Source organism: Runella sp. R0.1_18, assembly GCF_057652155.1.
In genome coordinates, this window is sequence record NZ_JBYFCK010000171.1 from 1 (window position 1) to 215 (window position 215).

A 215-nucleotide genomic window follows, 5' to 3' on the forward strand; every position below is an offset into this window, starting at 1 on the left:
TGTACATTGCTCAAACACAAGGTGTTAATCGGTCTTTTGTATGGATGTGGGCTGCGTTGTTTAGAAGTTCGAAGTGTACGCTTGGCGGATTTGGATTTTGACCGTAAGCAACTAAAAGTAGTGCAGGGTAAAGGTAAAAAAGACCGTTATGTGCCACTATCTGAGCATCTTATTCGTGGACTCAAGAGTTATATTTCGGCGGAGCAACCGCAAGA

Annotated in this window: 1 protein-coding gene; it reads left to right on the forward strand. The window is 43.3% G+C overall.

Going from position 1 to position 215, the window contains the following annotated elements; genetic code table 11:
• Window positions 1–21: 21 nt before the first annotated feature.
• A partial coding sequence (locus AC23P2_RS31505; RefSeq protein ID WP_487776852.1) for a tyrosine-type recombinase/integrase occupies window positions 22–215 on the forward strand: 194 nt, incomplete at its 3' end.